The sequence below is a fragment of the Pseudomonas sp. genome (assembly GCF_035497915.1).
Lineage (GTDB): Bacteria > Pseudomonadota > Gammaproteobacteria > Pseudomonadales > Pseudomonadaceae > Serpens.
The window spans coordinates 1-23146 of record NZ_DATJCS010000011.1; the positions used below are offsets into that span (position 1 = coordinate 1).

General features: G+C 66.2%; 26 protein-coding genes and 1 pseudogene. 16 read left to right on the forward strand and 11 right to left on the reverse strand.

Annotation, left to right across the window (positions count from 1 at the left end; translation table 11 throughout):
- The 5 genes from VL129_RS03200 to VL129_RS03220 all read left to right on the forward strand — a co-directional run.
- On the forward strand, positions 1 to 455 hold a 455-nt coding region (locus tag VL129_RS03200; protein ID WP_325410003.1), incomplete at its 5' end, for a TIGR00645 family protein.
- Positions 456 to 550: 95 nt separating this feature from the next.
- The gene (locus VL129_RS03205; RefSeq protein WP_325410005.1) at positions 551 to 832 is read left to right on the forward strand and encodes a DUF6482 family protein; all 282 of its coding nucleotides are present in this window, start codon (positions 551 to 553) and stop codon (positions 830 to 832) included.
- Positions 833 to 942: 110 nt separating this feature from the next.
- Positions 943 to 1560 (forward strand): BamJ family beta-barrel-assembly machinery protein, encoded by a 618-nt coding sequence (locus VL129_RS03210; RefSeq protein WP_325410007.1) that lies wholly within the window; start codon positions 943 to 945, stop codon positions 1558 to 1560.
- Positions 1561 to 1756: 196 nt separating this feature from the next.
- Complete coding sequence (locus VL129_RS03215) at positions 1757 to 2194, forward strand: GNAT family N-acetyltransferase (protein WP_325410009.1); 438 nt, start codon at positions 1757 to 1759, stop codon at positions 2192 to 2194.
- Positions 2191 to 2874, forward strand: a complete 684-nt coding sequence (locus VL129_RS03220; protein WP_325410012.1) for an energy-coupling factor ABC transporter permease — start codon at positions 2191 to 2193, stop codon at positions 2872 to 2874. Before VL129_RS03215 ends, VL129_RS03220 begins: the two co-directional genes overlap by 4 nt.
- Before the next feature lie 173 nt (positions 2875 to 3047).
- On the opposite strand, the gene yacG is transcribed toward VL129_RS03220, so the two are convergent.
- The 3 genes from yacG to yaaA are packed head-to-tail and all read right to left on the reverse strand — an operon-like array spanning position 3048 to position 4644.
- On the reverse strand, positions 3048 to 3245 hold the full coding sequence (yacG, locus tag VL129_RS03225) for a DNA gyrase inhibitor YacG (RefSeq protein ID WP_325410014.1): 198 nt from the start codon (positions 3243 to 3245) through the stop codon (positions 3048 to 3050).
- The gene (gene coaE, locus VL129_RS03230; protein WP_325410016.1) at positions 3242 to 3853 is read right to left on the reverse strand and encodes a dephospho-CoA kinase; all 612 of its coding nucleotides are present in this window, start codon (positions 3851 to 3853) and stop codon (positions 3242 to 3244) included. Before coaE ends, yacG begins: the two co-directional genes overlap by 4 nt.
- An 11-nt stretch (positions 3854 to 3864) precedes the next feature.
- On the reverse strand, positions 3865 to 4644 hold the full coding sequence (gene yaaA / locus VL129_RS03235; protein ID WP_325410018.1) for a peroxide stress protein YaaA: 780 nt from the start codon (positions 4642 to 4644) through the stop codon (positions 3865 to 3867).
- Positions 4645 to 4888: 244 nt separating this feature from the next.
- Here yaaA and VL129_RS03240 point away from each other — a divergent pair.
- The 4 genes and pseudogenes from VL129_RS03240 (at position 4889) to moaE (ending at position 7598) form a co-directional block, all read left to right on the forward strand.
- Positions 4889 to 6264: pseudogene (locus VL129_RS03240) on the forward strand (PhoH family protein).
- 149 nt (positions 6265 to 6413) lie between these two features.
- Positions 6414 to 6899: a cyclic pyranopterin monophosphate synthase MoaC gene (gene moaC, locus VL129_RS03245; RefSeq protein ID WP_325410020.1), complete on the forward strand. Its 486-nt coding sequence runs from the start codon at positions 6414 to 6416 to the stop codon at positions 6897 to 6899.
- Positions 6896 to 7144 carry a MoaD/ThiS family protein gene (locus tag VL129_RS03250; protein ID WP_325410021.1) on the forward strand — a complete coding sequence of 83 codons (249 nt, stop codon included), beginning with the start codon at positions 6896 to 6898 and terminating at the stop codon, positions 7142 to 7144. Before moaC ends, VL129_RS03250 begins: the two co-directional genes overlap by 4 nt.
- A 1-nt stretch (position 7145) precedes the next feature.
- The gene (gene moaE, locus VL129_RS03255; protein ID WP_325410023.1) at positions 7146 to 7598 is read left to right on the forward strand and encodes a molybdopterin synthase catalytic subunit MoaE; all 453 of its coding nucleotides are present in this window, start codon (positions 7146 to 7148) and stop codon (positions 7596 to 7598) included.
- On the opposite strand, the gene VL129_RS03260 is transcribed toward moaE, so the two are convergent.
- The 4 genes from VL129_RS03260 to VL129_RS03275 form a co-directional block, all read right to left on the reverse strand.
- Positions 7592 to 7756 (reverse strand): hypothetical protein, encoded by a 165-nt coding sequence (locus tag VL129_RS03260; RefSeq protein WP_325410025.1) that lies wholly within the window; start codon positions 7754 to 7756, stop codon positions 7592 to 7594. The genes moaE and VL129_RS03260 overlap by 7 nt on opposite strands.
- Before the next feature lie 75 nt (positions 7757 to 7831).
- A complete protein-coding gene (locus tag VL129_RS03265; RefSeq protein ID WP_325410027.1) occupies positions 7832 to 8872 on the reverse strand; it encodes a DUF2157 domain-containing protein in 1041 nt (346 codons plus the stop codon).
- 23 nt (positions 8873 to 8895) lie between these two features.
- Complete coding sequence (gene rhlB, locus VL129_RS03270; protein WP_325410029.1) at positions 8896 to 10359, reverse strand: ATP-dependent RNA helicase RhlB; 1464 nt, start codon at positions 10357 to 10359, stop codon at positions 8896 to 8898.
- Positions 10360 to 10538: 179 nt separating this feature from the next.
- Positions 10539 to 11198: an alpha/beta hydrolase gene (locus VL129_RS03275; protein WP_325410031.1), complete on the reverse strand. Its 660-nt coding sequence runs from the start codon at positions 11196 to 11198 to the stop codon at positions 10539 to 10541.
- 314 nt (positions 11199 to 11512) lie between these two features.
- Here VL129_RS03275 and VL129_RS03280 point away from each other — a divergent pair, with 314 nt between their 5' ends.
- The 4 genes from VL129_RS03280 (at position 11513) to VL129_RS03295 (ending at position 15700) form a co-directional block, all read left to right on the forward strand.
- Positions 11513 to 12541: an amino acid ABC transporter substrate-binding protein gene (locus VL129_RS03280; RefSeq protein ID WP_325410033.1), complete on the forward strand. Its 1029-nt coding sequence runs from the start codon at positions 11513 to 11515 to the stop codon at positions 12539 to 12541.
- Between the two features lie 99 nt (positions 12542 to 12640).
- Complete coding sequence (locus tag VL129_RS03285; RefSeq protein WP_325410035.1) at positions 12641 to 13822, forward strand: amino acid ABC transporter permease; 1182 nt, start codon at positions 12641 to 12643, stop codon at positions 13820 to 13822.
- 2 nt (positions 13823 to 13824) lie between these two features.
- The gene (locus tag VL129_RS03290; RefSeq protein ID WP_325410037.1) at positions 13825 to 14922 is read left to right on the forward strand and encodes an amino acid ABC transporter permease; all 1098 of its coding nucleotides are present in this window, start codon (positions 13825 to 13827) and stop codon (positions 14920 to 14922) included.
- Positions 14923 to 14932: 10 nt separating this feature from the next.
- Positions 14933 to 15700, forward strand: coding sequence for an amino acid ABC transporter ATP-binding protein (locus tag VL129_RS03295; protein ID WP_325410039.1), 768 nt, complete (start codon positions 14933 to 14935; stop codon positions 15698 to 15700).
- Positions 15701 to 15769: 69 nt separating this feature from the next.
- Here VL129_RS03295 and mvaT read toward each other — a convergent pair whose 3' ends face one another.
- Positions 15770 to 16144 carry a histone-like nucleoid-structuring protein MvaT gene (mvaT, locus tag VL129_RS03300; protein ID WP_325410041.1) on the reverse strand — a complete coding sequence of 125 codons (375 nt, stop codon included), beginning with the start codon at positions 16142 to 16144 and terminating at the stop codon, positions 15770 to 15772.
- Between the two features lie 358 nt (positions 16145 to 16502).
- Here mvaT and purU point away from each other — a divergent pair, with 358 nt between their 5' ends.
- From purU to VL129_RS03315, 3 genes are read left to right on the forward strand one after another with little or no spacing between them, the layout of a single operon-like run.
- Positions 16503 to 17354, forward strand: a complete 852-nt coding sequence (gene purU, locus VL129_RS03305) for a formyltetrahydrofolate deformylase (RefSeq protein WP_325410043.1) — start codon at positions 16503 to 16505, stop codon at positions 17352 to 17354.
- A complete protein-coding gene (locus VL129_RS03310; RefSeq protein ID WP_325410045.1) occupies positions 17351 to 17560 on the forward strand; it encodes a hypothetical protein in 210 nt (69 codons plus the stop codon). Before purU ends, VL129_RS03310 begins: the two co-directional genes overlap by 4 nt.
- A gap of 38 nt (positions 17561 to 17598) precedes the next feature.
- Entirely contained in the window at positions 17599 to 17832 is a 234-nt protein-coding gene (locus VL129_RS03315; protein WP_325410046.1) for a hypothetical protein, read from the forward strand.
- A 223-nt stretch (positions 17833 to 18055) separates the two neighbouring features.
- Here the strand turns inward: VL129_RS03315 and VL129_RS03320 are convergent, their stop codons facing one another.
- From VL129_RS03320 to VL129_RS17115, 3 genes are all read right to left on the reverse strand, one after another.
- A complete protein-coding gene (locus VL129_RS03320) occupies positions 18056 to 21109 on the reverse strand; it encodes a multidrug efflux RND transporter permease subunit (RefSeq protein WP_325410048.1) in 3054 nt (1017 codons plus the stop codon).
- Positions 21110 to 21116: 7 nt separating this feature from the next.
- A complete protein-coding gene (locus VL129_RS03325; protein ID WP_325410050.1) occupies positions 21117 to 22223 on the reverse strand; it encodes an efflux RND transporter periplasmic adaptor subunit in 1107 nt (368 codons plus the stop codon).
- A gap of 96 nt (positions 22224 to 22319) precedes the next feature.
- Positions 22320 to 23090 carry a methyl-accepting chemotaxis protein gene (locus tag VL129_RS17115; protein ID WP_414705128.1) on the reverse strand — a complete coding sequence of 257 codons (771 nt, stop codon included), beginning with the start codon at positions 23088 to 23090 and terminating at the stop codon, positions 22320 to 22322.
- Positions 23091 to 23146: the final 56 nt, after the last annotated feature.

Consider the following 23146-nt stretch of genomic DNA (forward strand, 5'->3'; position numbering starts at 1 on the left):
TGGCGCCCATCTATCTGGGCCTGTCGCTGGCGTTGCTGGCACTGTCGCTGAAGTTCTTTCAGGAAATCTTCCACCTGCTGCCCCATGTGTTCGAGCGCACCGAAGCGGACCTGATCCTGGTGCTGCTATCGCTGATCGACATGGCGCTGGTCGGTGGCCTGCTGGTGATGGTGATGATTTCCGGCTTCGAGAACTTCGTCTCGCAGCTGAATATCAAGGCCGGCACCGAGAAGCTGGACTGGCTGGGCAAGATGGATTCCGGCTCGCTGAAGATGAAGGTGGCTGCCAGCATCGTGGCGATCTCCTCGATCCATCTGCTGCGCATGTTCATGAATGCGCAGCACATCGAGAACGACAAGCTCATGTGGTACGTGATCATGCACATCACCTTCGTGGTCTCCGCCTTCGCCATGGGCATGATGGAGAAGGGCAAGGGCAGCGCGCAGGCGCTCTGAGCGCGGCGGGCATACGTCCGAAAGCGGACGCAGCGGCTGGCGGCCGGCGCAGGCTGGGCGAGACTGAAAGCTCATCCCGCTAAGAGGTATGCCCGATGAACCTGCATGAACTGAGCACCCGCGCCCGCGCCGGGCAGATCGAAAGCGCCAACCTGGTCTGTCTCGAAGGCGGCGCCTACCTGATCGAGGCGCGGGTCGGCTCCCGCCTGCTGACCCTGCAGGACGCCGACGGGCAGCCGATCAAGGTGCCGTCTCTCGATCAGGCCCGCGACCTGCTCAAGGGCGTGCCGCTGACCCTGGAACTCGAGCAGGCCGACGCCAGCGAGGAGATGTGCGGCTTGCGCGAAACGCCGCTGCGCAGCCACCCGGCCGGTTGAACAAGCGCTGCCTGTCCTGGAGGAGGCGCCTCAGCGGCAACCGGGCAGCCGCCACTCGCTTCCTGCTGTGATAGTCTGGCCGCCCTTTTTAGCCTGGCGGGAGCCCGACCATGTCCCAACTCGACCTTTCCACTGACGAAGCCCGTGTCAGCTACGGCATCGGCCGTCAGATCGGTGAACAACTGCACGACAACCCGCCGCCCGGCGCCAGCCTGGACGCCATCGTCGCCGGCCTGCGCGATGCCTTCGCCGGCAACGACAGCCAGGTCAGCGCCGAGGACCTGAACGCCAGCTTCCAGGTGATCCGCGAGCGCATGCAGGCCGCCGCCGATGCCAAGGCCGCCGCTGCTGCCGAAGCCGGCAAGACCTACCTGGCCGAGAACGCCAAGCGCGAAGGCGTGACCGTGCTGGAATCCGGTCTGCAATATGAAGTGCTGGTTGCCGGCGAAGGCGCCAAGCCGTCCCGCAACGACCAGGTGCGAACCCACTACCACGGCACCCTGATCGACGGCACCGTGTTCGACAGCTCCTACGAGCGCGGCCAGCCGGCCGAGTTTCCGGTCGGCGGCGTGATCGCTGGTTGGATCGAAGCCCTGCAGCTGATGAACACCGGCAGCAAGTGGCGTCTGCACGTGCCCAGCGAATTGGCCTATGGCGGCCAGGCGGTCGGCAGCATCCCGCCGCACAGCGTGCTGGTGTTCGACGTCGAGCTGCTGGACATCCTGTAAGCCGCCCCTCGGCCGGGGTAAACCCGGCCGTCTACGGCAGCTCCTGTAGGGCCGGCAGCGGAGGCGACGCCCGGCCTGCCCGAGCCGGCGCCGCTGAAGCACCTCCTACAGGGTTCGGTGGGGCAACCACCGCCGGCAAATCCCCGATGGCCTGATAAACTCCGCTTCCCAATCGACATTCAGGGGGGGCGCGGTCATGCCGACCTTCGGCCACATGCGCGAAATCGTTACCACGGACCATGCCGCGCTGCTGGCGCTCTGGCAGCGCACGCCCGGCATCCAGGTGCGCGACGAGGACGCCTACGCGCCGTTCTGCGCCTATCTGCAACGCAATCCCGGGCTGAGCCTGCTGATCGAGGCCGATGGCCAGCCGATCGCCTGCCTGATGGCCGGCCATGACGGTCGGCGCGGCTATCTGCAGCACCTGCTGGTCGACGAGGCCTGGCGCGGGCGCGGCCTGGCCACCCGGCTGCTGGACGAAGCGCTGCGCCGGCTGGCCGAGCTCGGCATCCACAAGTCCCATGTGTTCGTGCTGCGCGACGCGCCCGAGGCGCTGGCCTTCTGGCACGGGCGTGACGGGTGGGGCGCGCGGCAGGACATCGCGGTGTTTTCCACGCGGGCAGTCGGCGCGTGATCGCCGCCGAACTGCTGGCTTCGCGCACCCTGCTGCTGGGCTGGGCGCTCTACCTGCCCGTGCTGCTCTGGGCCGCCGCTCGTGCGCCCTGGATCGAACTGTTCAGCGACCTGCGCCGCCAGCACCTGCTGTTCGGCACCGTGGTGGTGCTGTTCCTGCTCTGGCTGGTGCGCCGCGATTTCGCGTCCGGGCTGTCGATGCACTTCATCGGCATGACCGCCGTGACCCTGCTGCTGGACTGGCCGCTGGCGATCCTCGCCGGGCTGCTGGCGCAACTGGGGCTGATCGCGGTGGGCCGGCCGGACCTGGCCTCGCTGGGCATCAACGGCATCCTGCTGGTGCTCATCCCCGTCGCCATCACCGAGGCCTGCGCGAACCTGGTGGAGCGCTTTCAGCCGGACAACCTGTTCGTCTACATCTTCTGTTCGGGGTTCTTCCCGGCGGCGCTCACGGCGATTGCCTGCGTATTTGCCGGGCTGGGGCTGCTGCTGCTCGACGGCCGCTACGAGATGCCGCCGTGGCTGGAGGATTTCACCGGCTACCTGTGGCTGCTGGCGTTTCCCGAGGCCTTCATCAACGGCATGGTGATCGCCGGGCTGGTGGTGTTCTGCCCGGACTGGCTGGAAACCTTCAACCGCAGCCGCTACCTGGCGGCGCCGTGGAAGGACGAGGACAAGTAGCGGCACCGAAACCCTGGGGGCCGGCTTCATGCCGGCCGACGAAGGTGAGGGCGACAGCACGGCGGCGGATTCGACTCCGCTGGCCGGCATAAAGCCGGCCCTACAGGCTGAGGGAGGGTCGGCGCCTTTCCGGCCGCCGTCGGCTACGGCACGGTGGCCAGGATGGACCCACCCTACGAATGCTTGTCCAGGTCCTCGGAGAACAGCTCGTCGTTCAGTGGGTCGCCGGGAATCGCGTGTTCCTCGGCCGCCCAGGCGCCGAGGTCGATCAGTTTGCAGCGTTCCGAGCAGAACGGCCGGGTTGGCGTCGCCTCGTTCCATTCCACCGGGGCGCCGCAGGTGGGGCATTTGACGATCAAAGGTTTGCTCATTGGGGCTGGCCTCCACGCAGGGTCAGGTAAAAACGGTGCAGGCGTTCGACTTCCTGCTGCAGCCAGGACAGGTCACGGTCGTTGACGATCACGTCGTCGGCCTTGGCCAGACGTTCGCTGCGTGAGGCCTGGGCGGCCATGATGGCGCGCACCTGCGCCTCGTCGTTGCCGTCGCGCGAGACGGTGCGGCTGATCTGCACGGCCTCGGGCACGTCGATCACCAGCACGCGCTGGCACAGCTGAGACTGGCCCGACTCGATCAGCAGCGGCGATTCGAGGATTGCATAGGGCGAGGTGGCGCGCGCCAGCACCTCGATGATTTCCTGACGAATCAGCGGGTGCAGCAGCCGTTCCAGCCAGCGGCGCTGTTCGGCATCCTGGAAGACGCGCGCGCGCAGGGCGGCGCGGTCCAGGCTGCCGTCGGCCTGCAGGATGTCCGCACCGAAATGTGCGGCGATCTGCGCCAGCGCCGGGCGACCGGGTTCCACCACCCAGCGCGCGGCCTGGTCGGCGTTCACCAGGTCGATGCCCAACTGGGCGAAATGGGCGGCGGCGGCGCTCTTGCCGCTGCCGATGCCGCCGGTCAGACCGAGAATCCAGGGTTGCATGGCAGCTCCAGTCAGTCTTCGGGATGGTCGCGCAGGAACACCAGCTTGTCGGCGCTGGACTGCTCTGCGCTGAAGCGGTAGCCCTGCTCGGCGAAGTCCTTCAGGCGTTCCGGGTCGCTGATGCGTTCCTTGATCACATGGCGCGCCATCAGGCCGCGGGCCTTCTTGGCGTAGAAGCTGATGATCTTGTACTGGCCGTTCTTCAGGTCCTTGAATTCGGTGTCGATCACCCGCGCCTTGAGCGCCTTGCGCTGCACGGCGCCGAAGTACTCGTTGGAGGCCAGGTTGAGCAGGACGTCGTCGCCCTGCGCGGCCAGCGCCTCGTTCAGCCAGCCGCTGATGCGCTCGCCCCAGAAGGCATACAAGTCCTTGCCGCGCGGGTTGGCCAGTTTGGTGCCCATTTCCAGCCGATACGGCTGCATCAGGTCCAGCGGGCGCAGCACGCCATACAGTCCGGAGAGCATGCGCAGGTGCTCCTGGGCGAAGGCGAAGTCGTCTTCGCAGAAGTCCTCGGCATGCAGGCCGGTGTAGACATCGCCCTTGAAGGCCAGCAGTGCCTGCTTGGCGTTAGCCGGGGTGAAGTCCGGCTGCCAGCTGCCGAAGCGCGCCACGTTGAGCGCGGCCAGCTTGTCGGACAGGTGCATCAGCTCGGCGATCTGCTGGGGGGAATACTCGCGCAACTGCCGGATCAGCGCCTGGCTGTGGTCCAGGTGCTCGGGCAGGGTGAAACGCTCGGTCACCGGCGGCGTGTCGTAGTCGAGGGTCTTGGCGGGGGATATCACCAGCAGCATGGGCAGTCTCCGGAAACAATGCGGGCGATTGTAGGGAGCATCGGGTCACGACTCCACCTATCGGCACCATTGGCGGGCGGCTGGACACGGAACTGTCATCCGCGCCGGTGACTATCGACAGCGGCCCGTCTCTTGCTTGACCAACGGGCAGTCCGGCGGGAACGAGCAGGACGCGGGACTATCCTTTCCCTGGGCAAGCAGGACGGCGATGGCCGCCTGTCCCCGTCAGCAAAGGTGATTGCCAATGGATGACCACGCAAAGCCGATCCTCTACGTCCTGGACACCAACGTGCTGATCCATGACCCCAACGCGCTGCTGAATTTCCAGGAGCACCAGGTCGCCATCCCCATGACGGTGCTGGAGGAGCTGGATCGCCTGAAAACCGGCAAGCACAGCACGGCGGCCGAATGCCGGCAGGCGATCCGCCTGATCGACCGCACGCTGGGCGAGGCCACGCCCGAGCAGGTGGAGCAGGGAGTGCCGATCCAGCGGGGCAAGAGCGGGCCGCGGGGCAGCCTGTCGATCCTGATGAATCGCCCCGGTGCGCAGGCAAGCCCGCTGCCGGAGACCATCAACGACAACCGCATCATCAACCAGCTCCTCGACCTGAGCCAGCGCAAGCCGGAGTTGGACGTGGTGCTGGTCAGCAAGGACATCAACATGCGCCTCAAGGCGCGCGCCTGCGGCATCGCCGCCGAGGACTACCAGACCGACCAGCTGGTCGACGATGTCAGCCTGCTGTCGCGCGGTTACCACAGCCTCCCCGGCTCCTTCTGGGAGCGGGTCGGCAAGGTGGAAACCCGCCAGGAGCTGGGCCGCACCTGGCATCGGGTGCGGCTCACCGGCAACTTGCCGGCGGTGAACCTCAACGAGTTCATCCTCGATGAGCAGGGCTTCGTCGGCTGGATCAAGCGCATCGACGGCGACGAACTGCTGATCCTCGACCTCTACCAGGAGAAGCTGCTCGGCCTGGAAGCCTGGGGCCTGCAGCCGCGCGACATCTACCAGGCGCTGGCGCTGTATGCGCTGCTCGACCCGGACATTCACCTGGTCAACCTGTCCGGGGCCGCCGGCTCCGGCAAGACCATCCTGGCGCTGGCCGCCGCCATCGAGCAGACCCTGGTCAGCAAGCGCTACCGGCGCATCATCGTCACCCGCAGCGTGCAGGCCTGGACGAGGACATCGGCTTTCTGCCCGGCACCGAGGCGGAGAAGATGGAGCCCTGGCTGGGCGCCATCACCGACAACCTGGAGGCCCTGCACATGGATGACGAGAGCACGCCGGGCAGTGTCGACTACCTGCTGCAGCGCGTGCCGCTGCAGTTCAAGTCGCTCAACTACATCCGCGGCCGCAGCTTCCAGCAGAGCCTGCTGCTGATCGACGAATGCCAGAACCTCACGCCGCACCAGATGAAGACCATCATCACCCGCGCCGGCACCGGCACCAAGGTGATCTGCCTGGGCAACCTGGCGCAGATCGACACGCCCTACCTGTCGGCCACCAGCTCGGGCCTCACCTACCTGACCGAGCGCTTCAAGGACTTCGCCCATGGCGTGCACATCACCCTGCAGGGCGTGCCGCGCTCGGTGCTGGCCGAGTACGCGGAGGCCAATATGTAGTCCTGTGGGAGCGAATTCATTCGCGAGCTTTTGGTGCGGATTGCAGGAAGAGCTCGCGGACCAGTCCGCTCCCACAGCTTGGCTTGACCAGACGCAAGCCCGCCACCGGGGTGGCGGGTAGAATGGCCCCTCGTTCCGAGGAGAATGCGATGAGCCTGACCCATCTCGACAACCAGGGCCACGCCCGCATGGTGGATGTCACCGACAAGGCGGTGACCTTCCGCGAGGCGGTGGCCGAGGCGCGGGTGCGCATGCGTCCGCAAACCCTGGCGCTGATCCAGCAGGGCGGCCACCCCAAGGGCGACGTGTTCGCCGTGGCGCGCATCGCCGGCATCCAGGCGGCCAAGAAGACCCACGAATTGATCCCGCTGTGTCACCCGCTGCTGCTTACCGGCGTGAAGGTGGAACTGCGGGCCGAGGGCGAGGACTGCGTGCACATCGAGGCGCGCTGCAAGCTGGCCGGGCAGACCGGCGTGGAAATGGAGGCGCTGACCGCCGCCAGCATCGCGGCGCTGACGATCTACGACATGTGCAAGGCCGTGGACAAGGACATGACCATCGAGCAGGTACGCCTGCTGGAGAAGGCCGGCGGCAAGAGCGGCCACTACCGGCGCGCGACGGAGGACACCCCATGATTCGCCTGCAGTATTTCGCCCGCTACCGCGAGGCGCTGGGCAGCGACGGCGAGCAGTTGGACTGGCAGGACGGCTTCGCCACCCTCGGTGCGCTGCGCGATCACCTGCTCGCCCGCGGCGGCGCCTGGCAGGTGCTGGCCGAGCGCAACCTGATGTGCGCGCGCAACCAGGAACTGTGCGGGCTCGACGAACCGCTGGAGGATGGCGACGAAGTGGCCTTCTTCCCCACGGTCACCGGAGGCTGAGATGAGTGTTCGCGTACAGACCGCGCCCTTCGACGCCGGTGCCGAGCTCAACGCGCTGCACGCCGCCCAGTTGGGCATCGGCGCGGTGGTCGGCTTCGTCGGCTATGTACGGGATTACAACGACGGCCAGGACGTCGCCGGCATGTACCTCGAGCACTACCCGGGCATGACCGAGAAGGCGCTGGCCAAGATCGTCGCCGAGGCCGAGGCGCGCTGGCCGCTGCTGCGCGTCGAGGTGCTGCACCGGGTCGGCGCGCTGACCCCGGGCGAGCCGATCGTCTTCGTCGGCACCGCCAGCGCCCACCGGCAGGCGGCGTTCGCCGCCTGCGATTTCATCATGGATTACCTGAAGACCCGCGCGCCGTTCTGGAAGCGCGAGGACACCGCCGAAGGCGCGCGCTGGGTCGAGGGCCGCGACAGCGACCAGCAGGCCGCCGCGCGCTGGGATCAGTAGAGGATGGTGTAGAGCTTGAGCAGCACGGTGGACAGGGTGACCACGATGCCCATGGCCATCAGGCAGACGCCGACCAGATGGTCGCGAAAGTTGAAGCCGAAACCCAGCAGCAGGAAGCCGGTGACGATCAACAACAACATCCAATGAAGGCTTTCCACAAGAATTCTCCGGCAATCGATAGCAGCGCAATGATATCTCACTCGCTGATCGGCGGCCTGACTTGTATCAACGCGTCAACGGCGCAGCGCGGGTAGCAGGTTCACCAGGCTCGCCGGCAGCCGGTGCCGCAGCCGGGTGGTGAGCGGGCCACGGTGTTTCTGATACAGCAGGCCCAGGGCGATGACGCCGAGGCCGATCAGGCTAAGGACGACGGGAAACAGCAGGGAGTTCTTGAATACATCATGGGCCAGCCAGGTCAGGTAACCGGCCACGCCGAGCCCGCCGAACACCATGAACATCGGTCGGCGCAGCAGGATCGCGCAGGCCATCAGCCCCAGGTTGATCAGGCAGTACAGCGCCTTGCCCCAATGACTGTCGCTCTCCATCAGGCTCAGACCACCCCAGAAGGCCAATAGCCCCGCGAGGTAGCCCCAGAAGGCGAAATCGCGCGGGAAGCGCCCATCCACCAGCAGGCTGGCCAGCAGTAACGCCAGACCGAACCAGAACGATACGTCGCGGCGCTCTTCCCAACTGAAGGACTCGCCATGCAGCAGGGCGGTCAGGTCCATGGACAGAAACCAGAGCGCCAGGGCGATGGGCATGACGATGAAGGGGAAGGGCAGCAGGCGCAGCATCAGCAGGCCGACCAGCACTGTGGCCAGCTCCATGGCCAGCCAGCCGTCACGGATGTAGCGGTAATAGTCGTTGAAGGTGTCCGGGTCGTCGGCCAGCGGCCCCAGGCCGGTCAGCCGCTGCAGGGCGAAGACCGCCAGCGGTGTCAGGCTGACCGCCACGGCGCCCAGCAGGCCGCCGGGAATCGGCTGGCCGCGGCGCCAGAGCAGATGGCCGCCGAGGGTGAGCAGTGCGATATAGAGCAGCGAGACGCCGAACAGCGCCGCGTAGCCGATGCGCATCCAGGCTTCAGTGAGCAACCAGCCGAGGGCGGCCATGATCAGCAGCGCGCCGAAGTAGAAGGCCACATGGGCCAGTTGCAGCGAAGGACGCCGGGCGTCCTGCGGCTGCAGGAAGGCGAGCAGGGCCCGGGCCTGCTCGTCGCGCAGAATGCCCGCCGCCACGGCGCGGGCCAGGTCCTTGCTGTCGACCTCGATGGCCATGCGCGACCTCCTTGTCGGCGGGATCAGTGCTTGCGCGGCACCGGCTTGAGCAGCTCGTCCGGCGGCGTCTCGCACTGGATCTTGCGGCCGATCAGCGTCTCGATGGGCGGCAGGGCGAAGGCGTCGTCCTCCCCGGCGAAGCTGATCGAGGTGCCGGTGGCGCCGGCGCGGCCGGTGCGGCCGATGCGGTGCACATAGTCGTCCGGCACTTCCGGCAGGGTGAAGTTGATCACGTGGCTGATGCCGTCGATGTGGATGCCACGGCCGGCCACGTCGGTGGCCACCAGCACGCGGATGTTGCCCTCACGGAAGCCTTCCAGCACCTTGATGCGCTTGTGCTGCGGCACGTCGCCGGACATCTGCGCGGCGCTCACGCCGTCGCGGGTCAGGCGTTCCTCGATGCGGCGTACTTCATCCTTGCGGTTGGCGAACACCATCACCCGGCTCCAGTCGTTCTGGGTGACCAGGTTGTAGAGCAGCTTGTACTTGTCCTTGCTGGCCACGGCATAGACGTGCTGCTCGACGGTCTCGCTGGCGACGTTTTCCGGCTCGATCTCGACGATGGCCGGATCGACCGTCCACTGGCCGGCCAGGTTCATCACGTCGTCGGTGAAGGTGGCGGAGAACAGCAGGGTCTGGCGCTCGCCCTTGAACGGGGTCTGGCGGATGATCTGGCGTACCTGGGGAATGAAGCCCATGTCCAGCATGCGGTCGGCCTCGTCGAGCACCATCACCTCGACCATGTCCAGGTGCACCTCGCCACGCTGGTGGAAGTCCAGCAGGCGGCCGGGGGTGGCCACCAGGATGTCGCAGAAGCGCTTTTCCAGGCCCTTGAGCTGCTTGTCGAAGTCCATGCCGCCGACAAAGTGCATCACGCTCAGGCCGGTGTACTTGGTCAGATCCTCGGCGTCCTTGGCGATCTGCACCACCAGTTCGCGGGTCGGCGCGATGATCAGCGCGCGCGGCTCGCCCATGTAACGCTCGCGCGGCGGCGGGGTCTGCAGCAGCTGGGTGATGATCGACACCAGAAACGCGGCGGTCTTGCCGGTGCCGGTCTGGGCGCGGCCAATGGCGTCCTTGCCCCTGAGGGTATGACCCAGTACCTGCGCCTGGATCGGCGTGCAGTAGGTGAAGCCCAGATCCTGGATGGCGTGCATCAGTTCCGGGGCCAGCGGGAAGTCGTGGAAACGGGTCTTGCCTTCGACCGGCTCGACCTTGAAGTCTTCCGGGTTCCAGGGCGCGGCGGGCGCCTTGGGCTTGCGCGGCGGGCGCTCGCGGCGCGGCTTGTCGGCTTCCGGCGCGGCCTGTTGCGGCTGTTCGCTCTTGGCGGCGCGCGGCGGACGGCTGGTGCGGGTCTCGTCGCGGGGCGGGCGGGGCGTCTTGGCACGCGGCGCCTGGCCCTCGGGGGCATTCTGACGCTCGGGGGCGGTGGGCGTTGCGGCGGGTTCTTCACCCTTCTTGAACATGTTCTTGAGTGCTTTGAGCACGGTGATCTCGATCGCTGGTTAAGGAATGAACGCCGGCAGTGTAAAGCAAGACGCCCTTCGGGCGAAGGGCCATGCCAAGGCTGGCTTGACGGGATTCTCAGGTGCGGCTTGTGGGGTGGCGCTTCCGGTTCAGCGGCCTGCGCTGGCGTAACGCCGGCCCCACAGAAAGGCTGGCCGTGTCAGGACAACCGTTCCTGCAGCCACTGGCCGATCGCCTCGATCTCCGCCAGGCAGACTTCGTGGCCCATCGGGTATTCGCGCCACTGCACCGGCACGCCGCGTGCGGCGAGGAAGTCATGGGCGGCGCGGCCGAGGAAATAGGGCACCACCTCGTCACGGTTGCCGTGCAGACAGAGCACCGGCACGGCGCTGTGACTGGCCTCCAGTTGCAGCGCCGCTTCGAAGGTCGGCGCGTAGGTGGACAGCGCCAGCACGCCACCCAGCGCGCCCTGCCAGCGCAGAAAGGCGGTGTGCAGCACCACGGCGCCGCCCTGGGAGAAGCCGGCCAGGAAGATGCGCGCGGGATCGATGCCGCTGTCGCGCTGCGCCTCGATCAGGCGGATCACCGTCTGTGCCGAGGCTTCCAGTTGAGCCTTGTCGATGGTGCGGCCATCGGCGCCCATGCTGAGGATGTCGTACCAGCTGGGCATCGACCAGCCGCCATTGATGGTTACCGGCTGGCTCGGCGCCTGGGGCAGCACGAAGCGGGTGGTGTGCAGGGATTCCTGCAGCTGTTCGGCCACCGGCTCGAAGTCGAAGCGGTCGGCGCCCAGGCCATGCAGCCAGATCACGCAGGCATCGGCGGGCTGGCGGGAAGGGAGGATCAGCGGCTCGGTCATGGTGGCTCCAGGTCGGTGCGGGTGCCCCGTTCGGGGGCGTGCCGGGCGACAGTCCCGGCGTGATGTTCGGGTGGCAAGGATACGCCGCTGGCGCCTTTGCGGGTAACCACCGTTCTGGTACGGCCCTTGCTCTGCAGGCAGGGGGCCGGGTGACTCCGGCCGGAGAGGGGATTCTGGTCGGGCGTGGTTTGCCAACTAGACTGCTGAGCGAGGTTTGCACGGATAACCGTTAACGCCGCCATTCAATCGTTCGAACAACCAGGGAATGGTGTGTGCCGAGAATCCAACACAATAAAAAGCAACCGGAGGTTCGAATGAAAAGGCTCAACTCCATGCTGGCCGCGCTGAGTGCCGTTGCGCTGCTGGGTGCGGCGGGCGCGGTCCAGGCCGGCGCCACCCTGGATGCGGTAAAGAAGAAGGGCTTCGTGCAGTGCGGCGTCAGTGACGGCCTGCCCGGGTTCTCCTATGTGGATGCCCAGGGGCGTTATCTGGGCATCGATGTCGACGTGTGCCGGGCCGTCGCGGCAGCAGTGTTCGGCGATGCCGGCAAGGTCAAGTACAGCCCGCTGACCGCCAAGGAGCGCTTCACCGCCCTGCAGTCCGGCGAGGTCGACGTGCTGTCGCGCAACACCACCTGGACCAGTTCGCGCGACTCGGCCATGGGTCTCAATTTCACCGGCGTTACCTACTACGATGGCCAGGGCTTCCTGGTGAACAAGTCACTCGGCGTATCCAGCGCCAAGGAACTGGACGGCGCCACGGTGTGCATCCAGGCCGGCACCACCACCGAACTGAACCTGGCCGACTACTTCCGCGCCAACAACCACAAGTACACCCCGATTACCTACGACACCTCGGACGAAAGCGCCAAGTCGCTGGAGTCCGGCCGTTGCGACGTGCTCACTTCCGACCAGTCGCAGCTGTATGCCCAGCGCATCAAGCTGGCCAAGCCCGACGATTACGTGGTGCTGCCCGAGGTCATCTCCAAGGAACCGCTCGGCCCGCTGGTGCGCCAGGGCGACGAGGAATGGTTCGACATCGTGCGCTGGACCCTGTTCGCCATGCTCAATGCCGAGGAACTGGGGGTCGACTCGAAGAATGTCGAGCAGATGGCCAAGAGCGCCAAGAACCCGGACGTTGCCCGCCTGCTGGGTGCCGAAGGGGAATATGGCAAGGACCTCAAGCTGCCCCGCGACTGGGTGGTGCAGATCGTCAGGCAGGTGGGCAATTACGGCGAGGTGTTCGAGCGCAACATCGGCAGCGGCAGCCAGCTGAAGATCGAGCGCGGCCTCAACGCCTTGTGGAATCAGGGCGGCGTTCAGTACGCACCACCGGTGCGCTGATCGCTGGCAGTCCGCCGCCCGCTGGCGGGCGGCGGTTCCCATCGTGCCCGCGCCGTGGCCCGAGTCGGGTGGCGGTGCAGGGCTTTCGAGAGAATTCCCATGCCAGTAGCAACTTCTCCCGGGCGTCGCGGTTCGCTGTTGACCGATCCGCAGGCGCGCGCCTGGATCTTCCAGATCGTCGCGGTGGCAGCCGTGGTCGCCTTCGGCTGGTTCCTGTTCCACAACACCCAGGCCAACCTGCAGCATCGCGGCATCACCTCCGGCTTCGGCTTTCTCGATAACGCCGCCGGCTTCGGCATCACCCAGCACCTGATCGACTACCGCGAGAGCGACAGCTACGGCCGGGTGTTCTGGGTCGGCCTGCTCAACACCCTGCTGGTCAGCGTGATCGGCATCCTCCTGGCCACCCTGCTGGGCTTCATTCTCGGCATTGCCCGGCTGTCGTCCAACTGGCTGATCCGCCAGCTGGCCACCGTCTATATCGAGATCTTCCGCAACATCCCGCCGTTGCTGCAGATCTTCTTCTGGTACTTCGCGGTCATCGGCCCGCTGCCGGGGCCGCGCGACAGCCTGAGCCTGGGCGGCCTTATCTTCCTCAACAATCGTGGTGTGCAGATGCCGGCGCCGAGCGCCAGCGACGCATACGCGCCCTTCATGCTGGCGCTGCTGGCAGCCCTGGCGTTGGTGGTGCTGCTCAGCCGCTGGGCCCGGGCCAGGCGGCTGGCCACCGGCGCGCGCTTCCCGGTGTTCTGGGCCAGTCTGGCGCTGGTCGTGGCCATTCCCGGCGCCTGTGTGCTGCTGTTCGGCTCGCCGGTCAACTGGTCGGTGCCCGAGCTGCAGCGCTTCAACATCCGCGGCGGCTGGGTGGTCATCCCCGAGCTGGTGTCGATCGTCATGGCGCTGTCCATCTACACCGCCGCCTTCATCGGCGAAACGGTGCGCTCGGGCATCCAGGCGGTCAGCGGCGGGCAGACCGAGGCGGCTGCCTCGCTGGGCCTGCGCCCCGGCCAGGTCCTGCGCCTGGTGGTCATTCCCCAGGCCCTGCGGGTAATCGTGCCGCCGCTGACCAGCCAGTACCTGAACCTGACCAAGAACTCCTCGCTGGCGGCGGCCATCGGCTATCCGGACATGGTGTCGCTGTTCGCCGGCACGGTGCTCAACCAGACCGGTCAGGCCATCGAGACCATGGCCATCACCATGAGCGTGTACCTGGCGATCAGCCTGAGCATCTCGCTGCTGATGAACTGGTACAACGCGCGCATCGCGCTGGTGGAGCGCTAGCTATGGATAACCACGTCTTCAAGCCCGATCTGCCCGCGCCAGCGCTGAGCGTGGGGCCGCTCGGCTGGTTGCGCGCCAACCTGTTCTCCAACTGGCGCAACACGCTGTTGACCCTGCTCGGCCTGTACCTGGTCTGGCAGGTCGTGCCGCCGCTGATCGACTGGGCGTTCATCGAGGCCGACTGGAGGGGCGAAACCCGCGCCGACTGTTCCCGCGAGGGGGCCTGCTGGGTGTTCATCGGCGAACGCTTCGGTCAGTTCATGTATGGCTTCTACCCGCAGGACCAGCGCTGGCGGGTCGACCTCTGCGTGCTGCTGGCGGTGCTTGGGGCGGCGCCGCTGTTCGTGGCCGCGTTCCGTCACAAGGTGCGTTACGGGCTGGCGTTCCTGCTGGTCTATCCGCTGCTGGCCTGGTGGCTGCTGCACGGCGGCCTGCTCGGCCTGCCCAGCGTGCCGACCAGCCAGTGGGGCGGCTTGATGCTCACCCTGGTGATCGCCGCCGTCGGTATCGCCGGCGCCCTGCCGCTGGGCATCCTGCTGGCGCTGGGCCGGCGCTCCGAGCTGCCGGCGATCAAGGTCATCAGTGTCACCTTCATCGAGTTCTGGCGCGGCGTGCCGCTGATCACCGTGCTGTTCATGTCCTCGGTGATGCTGCCGCTGTTCTTGCCCGAGGGCATGAACCTGGACAAGCTGCTGCGCGCCATGCTCATGGTGATCCTCTTCGAGGCCGCCTATATCGCCGAGGTGGTACGCGGCGGATTGCAGGCCATCCCCAAGGGCCAGTACGAAGCCGCCCAGGCATTGGGGCTGGGCTACTGGCGCATGACGGGGCTGGTGATCTTGCCGCAAGCCCTCAAGCTGGTGATTCCCGGCATCGTCAACACCTTCATCGCGCTGTTCAAGGACACCAGCCTGGTGATCATCATCGGCCTGTTCGACTTCCTCAACAGCATCAAGCGCGCCACTGCGGACCCGGCCTGGCTGGGCATGTCCACCGAGGGCTATGTATTTGCGGCGGCGGTCTACTGGATCTTCTGTTTCGGTATTTCTCGTTATTCGCAGCACCTGGAGCGAAGACTGGAAACCGGGCACCGGCATTAAGGAGCGGACCATGACACAAGCAAGTACGCAGGCGGCGCCCGACGGGAAGCTGATGATCGAGATGGTCGACGTGAACAAGTGGTACGGCCAGTTCCACGTGCTCAAGGACATCAATCTTCAGGTTCATAAAGGTGAGCGCATCGTCATCTGTGGGCCGTCCGGCTCGGGCAAGTCCACCGCCATTCGCTGCATCAACCGGCTGGAGGAACATCAGGCCGGGAAGATATTCGTCGAAGGCGTGGAACTCACCCGCGATCTGAAGCAGATAGAAGCGATCCGCAGCGACGTGGGCATGGTGTTCCAGCACTTCAATCTGTTCCCGCACCTGACCGTGCTGCAGAACTGCACGCTGGCGCCCATGTGGGTGCGCAAGTTGCCGCGCCGCGAAGCCGAGGAAGTCGCCATGTATTACCTGGAAAAGGTGCGTATTCCCGAGCAGGCCAACAAATACCCCGGGCAATTGTCCGGTGGGCAGCAACAACGGGTGGCTATCGCCCGGGCGTTGTGCATGAAGCCGAAGATCATGCTGTTCGACGAACCGACTTCCGCCCTTGATCCGGAAATGGTCAAGGAGGTGCTGGATACCATGATCGCGCTGGCGGAAAGCGGCATGACCATGCTGTGCGTGACCCACGAAATGGGCTTTGCGCGCACCGTGGCCAATCGGGTGATCTTCATGGACCGTGGCGAGATCGTCGAACAGGCCGATCCGGAAACCTTCTTTCATCATCCCCAGAACGAGAGGACTCGCCTGTTTCTCGGGCAGATCCTGTACTAATTCCGCCGGGAAACCCGGAAAACAAAAACGCCAGCATTGCTGGCGTTTTGTTATGGCGCGGCGGATAACTCAGCCGAGTACGGTCGCCCAGCCTTCCACTTCGTCAGAGCCCCACTTGGCCTTCCACTCCTTGAGGGTCTTGTGGTTGCCGCCCTTGGTCTCGATGACTTCATTGGTGTGCGGGTTGCGGTATTGCTTGACCTTGCGCGCGCGCTTGGCGGCCGGAGCGGCCTTGCCGGCGGCACGGCTGGCGCGGGTCGAAGCGGGATCGAGAATGGCGATGATATCGGCCAGCGACTTGCCATATTGGCCCATCAGATCACGCAGGTTCTTCTCGAATTCGATTTCCTTCTGCAGCTTGCCATCCAGTTGCAGCGCCTTCAGGCGCTCCTGCAGTTCCTTGATGGCTTCTTCGGTGGCGCGGAATTCGGAAATAAGGGACATGGTTCTTTCCTGTATGGAAATGGGACGGGAGTCGTGGGCAAATGATAGTCAGGCAAATCCATCAAGTAAATGGAAAGTCTGCTCATGAATGAAGGTTTTATCGGGCTGGCTTCACATTATCGGGGCGCAAACATTGCAATCGTTTAGTCGTGTTCGAGCAACTCCGCTGTATTGATGGCTGGTATTCGACGAACGCCATAAGCGGTAATGCTCCGCTCGTTTAAATAATGGCGAGTTGCCGCTCAGGCTGGCGATGGCGGATTTCTGTCCGGCAGGCGGACGCGCCAGGCAGACGTGGCTATGCAGTCCTTCGCGGGGCTGGCTAGAATTGCCCCCTTTGCAATTCTGGAGCTCCCCCATGCGTACGTTCCGGCTGGTAATCGCCTGCCCTGATCGCGTCGGTATCGTCGCCAAGGTCAGTAATTTCCTGGCGACCTATAACGGCTGGATTACCGAGGCCAGTCATCACTCGGATCATCACAGCGGCTGGTTCTTCATGCGCCACGAGATCCGCGCCGACTCGCTGCCCTTCGATCTGGACGGCTTCCGTCAGGCCTTCGCGCCCATCGCCCGCGAGTTTTCCATGGAATGGCGCATCGCCGATTCCGCGCAGAAGCGTCGCGTGGTGCTGATGGCCAGTCGAGAATCCCATTGCCTGGCCGACCTGCTGCACCGCTGGCGCAGCGACGAGCTGGATTGCGAGATTCCCTGCGTGATTTCCAACCACGACGACCTGCGCAGCATGGTCGAGTGGCATGGCATTCCCTTCCACCATGTGCCGGTCGATCCGGCCAACAAGCAGCCGGCCTTCGAGCAGGTGTCGGCGCTGATCGATGAGTACAGCGCCGACACCGTGGTGCTGGCCCGCTACATGCAGATCCTGCCGCCGGACCTGTGCCAGCGTTACCGCCACCAGGTGATCAACATCCACCACAGCTTCCTGCCCTCGTTCGTCGGCGCCAAGCCGTACCACCAGGCCTCGCTGCGCGGCGTGAAGCTGATCGGCGCCACCTGCCACTACGTCACCGAGGAACTGGATGCCGGCCCGATCATCGAGCAGGGCGTGGAGCGCGTAACGCACCGCGACAGCATCGAGACCATGGTGCGCCTGGGCAAGGATGTGGAGAAGCTGGTGCTGGCGCGCGGCCTGCGCTTCCACCTGGAGGACCGCGTGCTGGTCCACGACAACAAGACCGTGGTGTTCGATTGAGCGATCCGTTCGAGCGTGCCGCCGCCAGCGCGCCGCCGACCCTCGGCGAGGGCTGCCTGCGCCGTTTCGATCCCGAGCACATGGGCGAGGAGCTGGGTGCCGAATTCGGCGCCGCCGCCGCGCTGTGGGCCGAGTGGCGGCAGGCGGCCGAATCCGCAGAGGACCATCGGTCACGAGACGGCGTCCCGCCGGCCTCGCTGGACTAAGGTTTTCAGGGCTGTACTGGCACCCAGAGGAAGCTGCCATGAAGCCTGGCAACGCACGGGGCCTGTTCCTCGTGTGTGCACTGGGCGTGGCCTCGGCGGCGGCGGCCGCCTGGCACGAACCGGGATCGGGGGTTGTGCGTGGAGCCAGCAAGGGAATGCAGCAATGCCCGATGCCGCCCAATACGCGCGCGAAAATGGCCCAGGTTGAACCGGGAGATGGACTGCTGCTGTTGCTGTTCGCATTGTCGCAGGGACGCCGGTCGGACGGATAAGACCGGCGGCGACGGAAAGACGAGCCAGTAGCACTCGAGAGCCCCGCGGCACTTTGCCGGCGGGGCTTTTCATGGGTGGGCCACCCGGCCAGGCAGCGCGTTGGATGTGCTCCCTTGTGGGGCCGGCTTTATGCCGGCCCGCACTGCAGCTTCGTGCCCACCGCTGTCGGCCGGGATAAACCCGGCCCCACAGTTGTTTCCCCAACCACGGGCTCTCGCAATCCTAAACAGGTTCGCCCGCCGGCTCGGTGGCCGGCGCATGCCGGCCGGCCAGCAGGGTATAGACGCTGGGCAGCACGAACAGGGTGAACAGGGTGCCGATCGTCATGCCGCTGGCGATCACCAGGCCGATGTTGAAGCGGCTCACCGCACCGGCGCCGCTGGCCAGCAGCAGCGGGATCATGCCGCAGACCATCGCCGCAGTGGTCATCAGCACCGGGCGCAGGCGGATGGACGCCGCTTCCGCCACCGCCTGGCGGGCGTCCCAGCCATGCCGCTCGCGCAACTGGTTGGCGAACTCGACGATCAGGATGCCGTGCTTGCTGATCAGGCCGATCAGTGTCACCAGCCCCACCTGGGTGTAGATGTTCATGCTGGCCAGGCCGAGGAACAGCGGGATCAGCGCGCCGCAGATCGACAGCGGCACCGTCACCAGGATCACCAGCGGATCGCGGAAGCTCTCGAACTGCGCGGCCAGCACCAGGAAGATGATCGCCACCGCCAGGGCGAAGGTCACGTACAGGGCGCTGCCTTCCTGGACGAACTGGCGCGCCGGCCCGGCGTAGTCGAAGGTGTAGCCGCGCGGTGCTTCTTCCCGGGTGATCTGCCGCAGGGTCTCGATGGCCTCGCCCATGCTGACGATCGGCACGCCCTGGATGGTGGCCGCGTTGAGCTGCTGGAACTGGACCAGCTGGGTGGGGCGCGCGCGGTGGTAGGTGTGGATCACGGTGGACAGCGGCAGCATCTGGCCCTGCTCGTTGCGCACGTAGTAGCTGGCCAGCCAGCCCGGATCGGCGCGGAACTCCCGCTCGACCTGGGCGATCACCTTGTAGCTGCGGCCTTCCACGGTGAAGCGGTTGATCTCGCCCTCGCCGAGCAGGATCGCCAGGGTCTGCCCCAGGCTTTGCATGGACACGCCCATCTGCGCCGCCTTCTGGCGATCGATCTCTACCACCAGCTCCGGCTTGTCGAAGGCCAGGTTGACGTCCAGGAAGGCGAACTTGCCCGACGCCTCAGCGCGCTTCTTCACCCGTTCGGCCACATCCAGCAGCAGCTCGTAGTCGTTGGCGGTGTTGATGATGAACTGGAAGGGCAGGCCCTCGCCGGTGCCGGGCAGCGAGGGCAGGTTGAAGCCGAAGACCTGCAGGCCGGGTATGGCGTTGAGGCGTACCTGCACTTCAGGCAGCAGTTCCATCTGCGTGCGCTGCCGTTCGTCCCAGGGCTTGAGCAGGAAACCGCCGATGCCGCTCTGCACGCCGTCGAAGCCGTTGATCTGGAAGGCCGAGTAGTACTCGGGGAAGTCCTGGAAGATCGGCTGGAAGGCTTCCGTGTACTTGTTCAGGTAGTCGAGGTTGGTGGCCTGCGGCGCGCTGGACATCATGAAGATCACCCCCTGGTCCTCGTCGGGCGCCAGTTCGCTCTGGGTGAACATCAGCAGCGCCGGAATCAGCGCCAGGATCAGTGCGGCGAACACCAGCACCACCGGGCGGCTGTCCAGGGTGGAAGCCAGCGTGCGCCGGTAGCGGTTCTTCAGGCCTTCGAACAGCCGGTCGATGCGCTGGGCCAGTCCGGACGAGGGGCTGTGCGGGCGCAGCAGATGGGCGCACATCATCGGCGAGAGGGTCAGCGCGACGATGCCGGAGATGATCACCGCGCCGGCCAGGGTGAAGGCGAATTCCTTGAACAGCACGCCGGTGATGCCGGTCAGCAGGCCGATCGGCGCGTACACCGCCGCCAGCGTGATGGTCATCGACACCACCGGCAGGGCGATCTCGCGCGCGCCGAGCAACGCCGCCTGGTAGGGCGTGTGGCCTTCCTCGATATGCCGGTGGATGTTCTCCACCACGACGATGGCGTCGTCCACCACCAGACCGATGGCCAGCACCATGGCCAGCAGGGTGAGCAGGTTGATCGAGTAGCCCATCAGCTGCATGAAGAACAGCACGCCGATCATCGACAGCGGGATGGTCACCACCGGGATGAGCACCGAGCGCAGCGAGCCGAGGAACAGGAACACCACCAGGATGACAATCAGCACGGCCTCGGCCAGGGTCTTCACCACCTCGTCGATGGAGGCCTGGATGAAGCGCGTGGCGTCGTAGGCGATCTCCATGCGCAGGCCGGGCGGCAGCTGGGCCTGCAGTTCCGGCAGCAGGGCGCGCACACCGTCGATCACGTCCAGCGGGTTGGCGCTGGGGGTGCCGTTGATGCCGATGTACACCGAGGGAATGCCGTTGAAGGAGCTGACGCTGTCATAGCTTTCCGCGCCCATCTCCACCCGCGCCACGTCGCGCAACAGCACCCGGCTGTCACCCTCGGTGCGCAGGGGGATGGCGGCGAAGTCTTCGGGGGTCTTCAGGTCGGTGTCGGCGTTGAGGCTGGTGACCACGTACTCGCCCTTCACCTCGCCGGCGGTGGACAGGAAGTTGTAGCGGCGCACCGCCTCGGCCACGTCGCCGGCGGTGAGGCCGTGGGCGGCCAGGCGCACCGGGTCGATCCACAGGCGCATGGCGAACACCTGGTTGCCGAGGATCTCCGCCTCGGCGATACCCGGCAGGGTGGACAGCTTGGGTTGCACCACCCGCGACAGGTAATCGGTGATCTGCGGGTTGGACAGCGATTCGCTGAACACGCTGATGTACATCAGCGCCGTGGAGTCGGCGGCCTGGCGGGCCAGCACCGGGTCCTCGGCCTCCTGCGGCAGGCGGTTCTTCACTTCGTTGGCCTTGGCCAGCAGCTCGGTGAACAGCCGGTCGCCATCGCTGCCGATGCGCGCATAGATGGAAATCACCGAAACGTTCTGGCGGCTCACCGAGGTCATGTAGTCGATGCCTTCGGCGCTGGCCAGGCTCTGCTGCAGCGGCTGGGTGATGTAGCCTTGGATGGTCTCGGCGTTGGCCCCCGGGTAGGCGGTGGTCACGGTGATCAGCACGCTTTCCATCTGCGGATACTGGCGGATCGACAGGCTCTGGAAGGCCTGCGTGCCGAGCAGCAGGAGCAGCAGGCTGACCACGCTGGCCAGCACCGGGCGGCGGATGAAGGGATCGGTCAGGGCCATGGCTGCCTCAGGGTGCTGCCGCGCGGGCGGCCGCCGGCGCCAGGGTGACCGGACTGCCGTGGTCCAGCTTGAGCTGGCCGGAGGTGACCACCCATTCGCCGGCCTGCAGGCCCTGTTCGATCACCACCAGCCCGTCGCGGCGCTCCCCGGTGCTGACGAAGCGACGTTCCGCCACCTGCCGCTTCTGTTCGCCCTCGCCGTCCTGCTCGTCGACCACATACAGCGCATTGCCGTACAGGCTGTAGGTCACGGCGGTTTCCGGCACCACGATCTGCTGGCGCTCGCCCGGCAGCACCACTTCCAGCTGGGCGAACATGCCGGGCAGCAGCCGCTCCTCGGGATTGGCCAGGCGAGCGCGCAACTGCAGGTTGCGGGTGCTGTCGTCCACCCGGGGGTTGATGGCGATGATCTCGCCCTCGAAACGCTCGTTCGGGTAGGCGGCCACGCGGATCAGCACCCGCTGGCCGACCGCGAGTTGCGGGGTGCGGTTTTCTGGCAGGGAGAAGTCCACCTCCAGGCTGGACAGGTCCTGCAGGGTGGCGATCGGCGCGCCGGCGGCGAGGAAATCGCCGCGCTCCACCCGGCTCAGGCCGATGCGCCCGGAGAACGGGGCCAGCACGCGGCGCTTTTCCAGGGTAGCGCGCAGTTGCTCGACGCTGGCCTTGGCTTGTAGCGCCTGGGCGTCCAGGCGGTCGTACTCGCTGCGGGAAATGGCCTGCCGGCCCACCAGGTTGCGCGCTCGCCCGAGCTCGATATTGGCCAGCGCCAGGGCGGCCTCGGCGGATTTCAGGCTGGCCTGCTCCACCTCGCTGCTCAGGCGCAACAGCGGCTGGCCGCGTTCCACCCGCTGGCCGGACTGGAACAGCAGCTCGCTGACGGTGCCGGGGATTTCTGCCGTCAGGTCCACACCCTGCACGGCCTTCAGGCTGCCGATGGCCGGCAGGCGCTGCTGCCAGGCGAGGGCGCGCGCCGGTTCGGCCTCGACGCTGATCGGCGGAGGCGGGGCGGAGAACATCTGGACCTGCTGGTAGATCGAGTAGCCCTTGTAGGCAGCCAGTGCCAGGACCACGAGAACCACTGCGGCCAGCATGAGCAGCATGCGGCGGAGCACCATGGGGAACGCTTCCTGCGAAGGTGCATCAACCTTAGACAGCGGATATAGAGGGGTCAAAGCGCGCCGGCGGTTGTTCGTCGGCGCGCAGGAGGGACGTCAGTCGAGGTGGATCTGGCGGGTCACCGTGCCCAGCTCGGCGGAGATTTCCAGCAACTGGCCGGCGGCCTGGTGGGTGCGCTCCACATGCTGCTGGTTGGCCTTGGCGATGCCGGTGATGTCGGTGAGGCTGTGGGTCATTTCATCGGCCACGGCGGTCTGCTCCTCGGCGGCGGTGGCGATCTGCCGGTTCATGTCGCGAATCGCCTCCACTGCCTCGCTGATGCCGCGCAGGATTTCCACCGCGCGGTTCACCTGCTCGACGCCGTCGTCGCTGCTGCGCTGGCCGCTTTCGATGGCCTGCACGGCGTTGCGTGCGCCGCCCTGCACGGCCTCGATGATCTGCTGGATCTCGGCGGTGGATTCGGCGGTGCGACGCGCCAGGTTGCGCACCTCGTCGGCCACCACGGCGAAGCCGCGACCCTGCTCGCCGGCGCGCGCCGCCTCGATGGCCGCGTTGAGGGCCAGCAGGTTGGTCTGCTCGGCGATGCCATGGATCACTTCCAGCACCGCGCCGATACGCGCGCTGTCGTTGGCCAGGCTGTGCACCACGTCGGCGGTGTGGCTGATTTCCTCGCGAATGCTGGCGATGCTGCTGACCATCAGGCGCATGGCCTGCTCGCCCTGCTCGCAGGCGCTGTCGGCGGCGTCGGCGGCCTGCGCCGCCTCGGTGGTGTGGCGGGCGACTTCCTGGGAGGTGGCGGACATTTCCTGCATCGCGGTGGCCACCTGGTCGGTGCGCTCGAACTGCGTGCGGCTGTCGCTGGCCATTTTGCGCGACACCGCCTCCAGGTCGCGGTTGGCGCTGTCCAGCTCCGCGCTGCTGT